The organism is Bradyrhizobium sp., from assembly GCF_052389815.1.
Classification (GTDB): domain Bacteria; phylum Pseudomonadota; class Alphaproteobacteria; order Rhizobiales; family Xanthobacteraceae; genus Bradyrhizobium.
Genome location: NZ_JBQTHN010000091.1, coordinates 1 through 8,609 on the forward strand (window position 1 = coordinate 1; position 8,609 = coordinate 8,609).

The 8,609-nt window shown below is 64.2% G+C and carries 7 protein-coding genes; all 7 read right to left on the reverse strand.

Features of this window, described 5'->3' with window-relative positions; all coding sequences use genetic code 11:
* On the reverse strand, positions 1-1,121 hold a 1,121-nt coding region (gene hflX, locus ACT4OC_RS15955), incomplete at its 3' end, for a GTPase HflX (RefSeq protein ID WP_444839973.1).
* 11 nt (positions 1,122-1,132) lie between these two features.
* On the reverse strand, positions 1,133-1,378 hold the full coding sequence (gene hfq / locus ACT4OC_RS15960; RefSeq protein WP_444839974.1) for an RNA chaperone Hfq: 246 nt from the start codon (positions 1,376-1,378) through the stop codon (positions 1,133-1,135).
* A gap of 377 nt (positions 1,379-1,755) precedes the next feature.
* Positions 1,756-2,703, reverse strand: coding sequence for a DoxX family protein (locus ACT4OC_RS15965; protein ID WP_444839975.1), 948 nt, complete (start codon positions 2,701-2,703; stop codon positions 1,756-1,758).
* Positions 2,704-3,350: 647 nt separating this feature from the next.
* Entirely contained in the window at positions 3,351-4,721 is a 1,371-nt protein-coding gene (gene ntrX, locus ACT4OC_RS15970; protein WP_444839976.1) for a nitrogen assimilation response regulator NtrX, read from the reverse strand.
* A 17-nt stretch (positions 4,722-4,738) separates the two neighbouring features.
* Positions 4,739-7,069 (reverse strand): ATP-binding protein, encoded by a 2,331-nt coding sequence (locus tag ACT4OC_RS15975; protein WP_444839977.1) that lies wholly within the window; start codon positions 7,067-7,069, stop codon positions 4,739-4,741.
* Between the two features lie 173 nt (positions 7,070-7,242).
* A complete protein-coding gene (locus ACT4OC_RS15980) occupies positions 7,243-7,530 on the reverse strand; it encodes a hypothetical protein (RefSeq protein WP_444839978.1) in 288 nt (95 codons plus the stop codon).
* A 108-nt stretch (positions 7,531-7,638) separates the two neighbouring features.
* Positions 7,639-8,609, reverse strand: a 971-nt coding sequence (locus tag ACT4OC_RS15985) for a sigma 54-interacting transcriptional regulator (RefSeq protein ID WP_444839979.1), incomplete at its 5' end; no start/stop codon positions are given.

The window sequence follows — 8,609 nt, forward strand, 5'->3', positions numbered from 1 at the left end:
GGCCGCTCGGGCGGACGGCGCGCTGCGATATTGCGAAGGTTGTCGCGCTCCTCGGGATCGAGCCGATCGATCTTGTTCCAGACCTCGATGACGCGCTGACCTGAGCCGGCTTCGGGATCGATGCCGAGCTGGCGCAGCACGGCATCGACGTCGCGCTCCTGCGCTTCGGCATCCTCATGGGAGATGTCGCGGACATGCAGGATGATGTCGGCCTCCAGCACCTCCTCCAGCGTGGCGCGGAAGGCGGCGACGAGCTGCGTCGGCAAATTGGAGATGAAGCCGACGGTGTCGGACAGCATGGCCTTGCCGCCATGCGGCAGGTTCAGCGCGCGCAAGGTGGGGTCGAGCGTGGCGAACAGCATGTCGGCGGCCTGCACGTCCGCGCGCGTCAGGCGGTTGAACAGCGTCGACTTGCCGGCATTGGTGTAGCCGACCAGCGCCACCACGCGGTACGGCACGCGCTGCCGGCCGGCGCGATGCAGCCGCCGCGTCAACTGCACCTTCTTCAATTCGTTCTCAAGGCGCGTGATGCGTTCCTGGATCAGGCGGCGGTCGGCCTCGATCTGGGTCTCGCCCGGACCGCCCATGAAGCCGAAGCCGCCACGCTGCCGCTCCAGGTGGGTCCAGGACCGCACCAGGCGGCTGCGCTGGTAGTTGAGATGGGCGAGCTCGACCTGCAGCGCGCCCTCTTTCGTCTTGGCGCGGCGGCCGAAGATTTCAAGGATAAGCCCGGTGCGGTCGAGCACCTTGGCGCCCCAGGCTTTCTCGAGGTTGCGCTGCTGGATCGGCGACAGCGCGCAATCCATCACCACGAGCTCGACGTCGTTGCCCTTGACGAGGCCGAGCACCTCCTCGACCTTGCCCTTGCCGAGATAGGTCGCCGGCCTGATCTGCGCGACCGGCGCAATCAGCGCATCCACCACCGTGAGGTCGATGGCAGCCGCCAGCCCCTTGGCTTCCTCCAGCCTTGCCTCGGAATCCCGGACGACCGCATCCGTTTGCGCATCGGCATCGCCGCGGCGCATCCGCATGTAGGGGCCGATGACAATCACCCGCCCGGTAGACGTATCCCCTCCCGACCGTGGACGGTCGGTCCCCCCGCCAAAAGTCCGGGGTTCCACTCAGGTCTCTCTCAAGCCTGTTCCTCGCCGCCCTCGAACAACTGGATCGGAGCGCCGGGCATGATGGTCGATATCGCATGCTTGTAGACCAGCTGCGAGTGACCGTCGCGCCGGAGCAAGAGACAGAAATTGTCGAACCAGGTGACAATCCCCTGCAGCTTCACTCCATTGACCAGAAAGATCGTCAGTGGCGTCTTGGTTTTACGAACGTGATTAAGGAAGGTGTCTTGTAGGTTTTGTGCGCGGTCTGCCGCCATTTTTTATCCCGCAGTTTTTTATTTTTGAACCGGCGGCTGCCCTCTGTTGGAGCCGTTCGCCGGGTGCCGCCTTCCCCTTGAGATCCCCCTCCTGAGGTGCGGCGGTACGATTAGAAGGCAGGTGCAGATTTTAGGCAAGCGCGTTCGCGCCTCCCCGGTAACGAACGTGGTGGCATTTCTCTCTAAGGCCTCAAAAAGAGACGAATATTCCCAAGCAACTGCATGGACCGGCGCATGGCCGCCGGCCTGCACGTAAGGTCGGAGCGAGCCGATTCTATTGCGTCAGCCGACGCCGATCTTCGTACGCTGGCGATAATTTTTTGGCGTATTGCCGTTTCGTGGGAGAAGCCTGAGCGGCTTCTCCCACGAGTTTGCGTCTAGCGGTTCCGTTGGGGCAGGTCAGTTGCCTGGCCGTTGCCAACGTAGACGCTCAATCCCTCGCGGACCGATCGCCACGCCTTATCGAGAGCAAACGAGCGGCCTCCATCGGCGGCCGCAAGCACGGCCGCACCTGCAAGCAGCGCGAACTCCCGCTTGACGGAATTCAAGTAACCGATGGTGCCGCTGGCGCCCGCGATCTTGCTCAGCATGAACCATGCGAGTACGGCGACCGCGGCAAGCGCGAAATAGCGCACACCGACACCCGCTACCAGGCCAACGCCGATTGCCGTCAGGAGTAACCCTGGCATCCCGAACGTCGTGATCTTGTTGTAACCGGCGAAAAGCCCACCGACCAGGAACACTGACGCAAGCGACAACCGCAATAGCAGGCCAAGCGCGTCCCAGTCCCGGCCAAATGCGGCCGGGAGACCAAAGCGGCTGGCGTCAAGGCTGACCCGTCCAGGGCCGAGGTTGTAGAGCACGAAGAAGAAGCCGGACAGTGCAATGTCGCGGATCTGCACGAACTCGGCCGGCGAAGTGTAGGTCGCGGTGGCCAGTTTCACTCCCGGTGTGGTCACCACGGGCAGGGAGAAAACGAAACTCCACAGCAGGAGCGCCCACAGAACGGCCTGCGCACGTACCATCAACCCGGCGATCAGCATGGCCCCCGAGATCAACTCGAAGGTCGACAGGAACGTCAGGAAGCTCCATGGCGTGACAAACGCCGGAAGATGTCCTGCAAAGAGCCAATCCAGGAACGTCTGGTTGATGTAGCCGAGCGGCCCCACGTACTCATCCACGATTCCTCGGGCTTTTGAGGGTGTGAGCAAACGCTCCAGCTTGGCGCTGCCGCCGATGACGAAGACAAGGCCAAGCCCCACCCTCAGGATAAGCGCGAGTAGCGACTGCGTGGCCGCGGTGTTAGGCGAGATATTGAGATGCATTTCTGTATGTCCTGATCTGAGTATTGAAACGAAGCGTGCGTCACCATTGAGCGCGGGGAGCCCGCGCCCCTTCGGGCAGCACGATCACGCTGCAAGCAACGTACTCAGGTCAGGATTTCGGGGGCGGTAAATCGGGACGCGGGTCAATTCCATTGCGGCTGGCATCCTCGCTCGGCAATAGAAGTGAAGACCCGTCAAGCGTGATCGCAACTAGCCTCGGTCCCTCAAGCGAGGCTGAAGCGGGAGGGCACGGCGTCGTAGAACATTGTTTTGTCTTGCTCTGCTTCGGACAGAGCGGACATGGCAGCTTCGCCGTTACAAGCCGCGCAGCAACACGTACCTCGCTTGAGCCGCGCACCGCCGCAGGCGCATCGCCCGAAACGCTCGACAACTCCCCGCCGAGCGAGAGAGAAGTGGAGCGGGCATCCGCCATCAGGAGGAACATCCCCGCCATCAGGGTCGCCGCACACACAATCTTTCGCAAGATCGCGTCCATTCATGCACCTGCAACACGCCAGGGAAATGATCGTTTAGACCAGACCGGGCCGAGTGCAAAAGATGCACGAATGCACCGCCGGTCAACATATTGTGAGGCGGGCACGATGCGATGCGCACCGCCAGTGACAAAGATCGCGCGGCCAGCTGCGTCAGCCGACACCGAGCGCCTTCAGCTTGCGATGCAACGCCGAGCGCTCCATGCCGACGAATTCCGCCGTGCGAGAGATATTCCCGGAGAAGCGGCTGATCTGGGCAATCAGATAGTCGCGCTCGAACACCTCCCTTGCCTCGCGCAGCGGCAGGCCCATGATGTGCTCGCCATTGTTGCTGGTAGGCATGGCCGGCACCATGGAACCGACGTCCGCCGGCAGCATGTCGGCGGTGATGATCACCTCGGGCCCGCCGCTCGCCAGGATCATCACGCGCTCCACATTGTTGCGAAGCTGGCGGACATTGCCGGGCCAGACATGCGACTGCAGCACCGCCATCGCGTCCTGACCGATCTGCCGCTTCGGCAGGCCGGTGGCGGAGGAAATCTGGTCCATGAAATAGTCGATCAGCTCGGGGATGTCCTCGCGCCGCTCCGACAGCGGCGGCACCCGGATCGGCACCACCGAGAGCCGGTGATAGAGATCCTCGCGGAAATGCCCGGCCGCGATCTCGTCTTCGAGATTTCGCGCGGTCGAGGAGATGATGCGGACGTCGACGCTCACCTTCGCGGTGCCGCCGGAGCGCTGGAAGGTCTGGTCGACCAATACGCGCAGAATCTTGTTCTGGGTCTCGCGCGGCATGTCGGCGACCTCGTCGATGAACAAGGTGCCGCCATGGGCCTCCTCCAGCGCGCCGGCCTTGCGCGGCTCGCCTCCATTGGTCTGCTCGACGCCGAACAGCTCGAGCTCCATCCGCTCCGGCGTGATGGCGGCGGCGTTGATCACCACGAAGGGACCGTCGGCCCTGCTCGACAGGTTATGCAGCGTGCGCGCGGCCAGCTCCTTGCCGGCACCGGACGGGCCGACGATCATGATGCGGCTGTTGGCCTTGGCGGCGCGGTCGATGGTCTGGCGCAGCTGGTTCATGCAGGCGGAGCGGCCGGTCAGGACGCTGGCGGCCGGCGCGAGCTGCTTCAGCTCCTTCACCTCGCGTTTCAGCCGCGAGGTTTCCAGCGCACGGTTGGCGACCAGGATCAACCGGTCGGACTTGAACGGCTTTTCGATGAAATCATAGGCGCCGCGCTTGATCGCGGCGACCGCGGTTTCGATGTTGCCGTGGCCGGAGATCATCACGACGGGCAGATCGGCATTGTCCTTCTTGATCTGCTCGAGCAGCTGCAAGCCGTCGAGCTTGGAGCCCTGCAGCCAGATGTCGAGGAACACCAGGTGCGGCCGGCGGTTGGCGATCTCGGCCAGCGCAGAATCGGAATCGCGCGCCGTGCGGGTCGAAAAACCCTCGTCGTCGAGGATGCCGGCTACGAGATCGCGAATATCGGCTTCGTCGTCGACAATCAGAATGTCACTGGCCATGGGTTACACCTGTCTTGTCAGCTGCCGGTCTCGGCCTTGATTTTTTCTTGGTCATTAGTCGTCGGTCCCGCCGCACTGGTTTCAGAAACCTGCGGCCTTGTTTCCTGATCGGGCTCGCCCTGCTTCTTCGCCTGTCCCGTGACGGCAAAGCGCAGGCGCATCCAGGCCCCGCGCTGGCCGGGCCGGAAGTCGGATGCATCCTTCAGCTCGATGCGGCCGCCATGGTCTTCGAGCACGCGGCCGACGATCGCAAGTCCGAGGCCCGTGCCCTTCTGGCGTGTCGTCACGTAGGGCTCCAGCAGGCGCTGGCGCGCCACCTTGGGCAGGCCGATACCGTTGTCGATGACGTCGATCAAGATGTCGTCGTTTTCGCGCTGGGCGACGACGTCGATGCGTCCCTTGCCGAGTTCGTCCGGCGGAACCTGCTCGATCGCCTCGGTCGCGTTCTTGATGATGTTGGTCAGCGCCTGCGAGATCAGGCGGCGGTCGAACTGCGCGTGCATCGGGTCCTGCTTGATGTCGGCCTCGATATCGAGTTCGGGATGCGCAACCTTCATCAGGAACACCGCCTGACGCACCACGTCGGCGACGTCCTCGCCTTCCATGACGGGCTTGGGCATGCGGGCAAAGCGCGCGAACTCGTCGACCATGCGCCTGATGTCGTCGACCTGGCGCACGATGGTGTCGGTGCACTGCTCGAAGATCTCCTTGTCCTTTGGCTCGGTGACGGTGCGGCCAAACCTTCGGCGGATACGCTCGGCGGAAAGCTGGATCGGCGTCAGCGGGTTCTTGATCTCGTGCGCGATGCGGCGGGCGACGTCGCCCCAGGCCGAGGTGCGCTGGGCGCTGACGAGCTCGGTGATGTCGTCGAGGGTGATGATGTAGCTGTCCAGCGACTGGCTGGTCTGCTCGGCGCTGACGCGGACCGACAGGTTGCGCTCGTGGCCGTCGCGGTTGAGGGTGATCTGGCCCTGCACCAGCTTTTGCGTGCCCTCGCGCGCGGTCTTCATCATGTCGTCGAGCTCGGGCAGCACCTCCGACAGCGGATGATCCAGCACCTCGGACTCGGACTTCTCGATCAGCTTTTCCGCCGAGCGGTTGAGGATGCCGATGCTTCCCGAAGCGTCGACGCCGATGATGCCGGCACTGGCGGAGGACAGCACCGCCTCGATGAAGCGGCGGCGGCTGTCGATCAGCTCGGAGGCATTGACCAGCTCGTCGCGCTGGCTGCGCAGCTCCTGCGTCATCTTGTTGAAGGTTTCGCCGAGCTGGGCGAGGTCGCCTTCCGACTTCAGCACGGGCACCTGGACGTTGAGGTCGCCGGTCGAGACGATGTTGGCCGCGCTCATCAGACGGCGGATCGGCGCCACCAGGCGGTTGGCGAAGTTGAGGCCGATCAGCACCGAGGCCATCAGGATGGTCAGCGCGATCACCGCGAACATCAGCGCGAAAGCGACCTGAATGCCGAGCTTGCGCGATTCCAGCGCGGCATATTCGGCGACGCTGGCCTGGGTCTGTCGCAGCTGCGCCACCACGCGCGGGTCGAGCACGCGCGCAACATAAAGGAACGTATCCGTGAAGCCGCGCAGACGAATGACGGCCGCAACGTAGTTGGCCTCGATGAAGACCGCGATCTGCGGCTCGTTCTCGTCGACGCCCTTGAGGAATTCGGCGTCCGGGGTCGTGAACTCCTGCTGGATGCCGGTCTGCGCGCTTTCGAGGATATTGCGATCCTTGTCGATCACCATTGCGCCCGGCAGGTTGCGCGAGGCGGCGCTCGCGGTGAGCCTCTGGCGGAAGCTCAGCGGATCGAGCTGGAACAACGGTCGCGCGTTGGAGATATCGTTGGCCATCCCCAGAATGTCGCCGCGGATTATCTGCGCGTGCTCGTGCAGATAGGCATTGGCCACGATCAGCGAGTTCTGGATCACTTCGCGCGTCGGGCCGGAGAACAGCCGATCGAGGCCGCGGTCGATGGTGACGTTGGCGACAATGGCGACGAGCACCGCCGGCAGCACCGCGATGATCGAGAACAGGCTGACCACCTGGATGTGCAGCCGCGCCGCCGCGCTGCCGCGCCGGCGGGCCTGCACCACCTTCCAGACTTCGCGGGCGATGATGCCGAGCAGGACCATGATGGTCGCGGCATTGATCAGCAGGAAGCCGTAGACCACCTCCCGCTTCGGCTCGATCGGCGTCAAGCCAGTCAGGACGACGAAGGTCAGGAACGCCGAGAACAGCGCCAAGGCGATCGCGACGGGCGCCAGCCAGCGGCGGATCGCCCAGCCTTTCGGCCGCGCGAGCGACGGGTCGTCCAGTTCGTCTGCTGCAGGTTCTGAGCTGGTCATCAAAGGCAAAATGGTGAGCTGACAGGGTCAGTCCGCCTGCCCGCGGACTGATGCAATCTTATCACAACCTGTTGCCGAATTGCGACATTTCCGCGGCGCCTTTTTCGGTAACGAGGCCGTCAACAGCCCTTATTTGACGGCCGTGCAACGCCGCCCAAGGGCTCATGGAGGGCTCATGAAGGGTTCATGAAGGCAAGCCGAGGCCATGCAGGGCCTCGAGCGCACCGCTCGCGATAGGCAGCCGATACCGGCGGATAGGCCGCCATCGCCGCTTCCACGGTCAAATCCGGGTATTCCCGGCGCAACAAATGCAGGCTGTGCTCCGCTTCGGACTTCTGGCCGCCAAGACCATATGCCGGACAGAGCGTGGCGTGGATCCAGGTAGAAGACGGATGCTCGGCCAGAGCCCTCGCCTGCCAATGCGCCGACTCGCGGTAGCGGCCCGCATTGAAATGCGACATGCCGATTCCGACCATGGTGTTGAAGGCATGCGAATCGTCGGGTGGCACATCCGGTCACTGCCGGCCACGCCGTCGCGTCGCTGGCATTTCCCAGCCGCCGGCCATCCCCTAGCCGCCGCTGCGATAAACCTGGATATCGAGATCCCGGATCTTCTTGCGCAGCGTATTGCGGTTGAGACCGAGCAGGTCGGCGGCACGTATCTGGTTGCCGCGGGTGGCGGCGAGCGCAGCCGTCAGCAGCGGAATCTCGATCTCCTTGAGGATGCGGTGATAGAGCCCGGGCGGCGGCATGCCGTTGGGGAAGCCAGAGAAGTGCGAGGACAGATAGGCTTCCACCGCCCCACCGAGATTATCGACGGCCTGATTGGTGCCGCCGCTGGCCGAGACCGCAGGCGGCGCCAGTTCGCCGTCGATGACGGAGGACGTGATGACGTCCTGCGGATAGAGCGCGGCGAGGCGCCGGGCGAGGTTTTCCAGCTCGCGCACGTTGCCGGGCCAGCGGTAGGTCTTGAGCCGTTCCATCGCCGCCGGTTCGACGCTTTTGGCCGGCAGGCCTTCGGCCTCCGCGCTGGCGAGGAAATGGCGGGTGAGCTCGGGAATGTCCTCGGTCCGTTCGCGCAAGGGCGGCAAGCGGATCGGCACGACGTTGAGGCGATAGAAAAGGTCCTCGCGGAACATGCCCTGGCGGATCAACCGGCGCAGGTCGTGGTGGGTGGCGGCGACGATGCGCACATTCGCGCGGATCGGCGTGCGACCGCCGACACGGGTAAATTCGCCCTCTTGCAGGACGCGCAAGAGCCGGGTCTGCGCCTCGGGCGGCATGTCGCCGATCTCGTCGAGGAAGAGCGTGCCGCCGCGGGCGAGCTCGAAGCGGCCCTGCGCCCGCTGCTCGGCGCCGGTGAAGGCGCCTTTCTCGTGGCCGAAAAGCTCGCTTTCGACCAGCTCGCGCGGAATCGCCGCCATGTTGATGGCGACGAAGGGGCCGTTGCGACGGCGGCCGTATTCGTGCAGCGCGCGGGCGACCAGCTCCTTGCCGGTTCCGGATTCGCCCGAGATCATGACGGTCAGGTCCGTCTGCA

What these genes read in the sequence shown, in the direction of transcription:
- ACT4OC_RS15975 (WP_444839977.1), bottom strand. Translation starts at nt 7,069, where the DNA reads ATGACCAGCTCAGAACCTGCAGCAGACGAACTGGACGACCCGTCGCTC.
- hfq (WP_444839974.1), bottom strand. Translation starts at nt 1,378, where the DNA reads ATGGCGGCAGACCGCGCACAAAACCTACAAGACACCTTCCTTAATCAC.
- ACT4OC_RS15980 (WP_444839978.1), bottom strand. Translation starts at nt 7,530, where the DNA reads ATGTCGCATTTCAATGCGGGCCGCTACCGCGAGTCGGCGCATTGGCAG.
- ntrX (WP_444839976.1), bottom strand. Translation starts at nt 4,721, where the DNA reads ATGGCCAGTGACATTCTGATTGTCGACGACGAAGCCGATATTCGCGAT.
- ACT4OC_RS15965 (WP_444839975.1), bottom strand. Translation starts at nt 2,703, where the DNA reads ATGCATCTCAATATCTCGCCTAACACCGCGGCCACGCAGTCGCTACTC.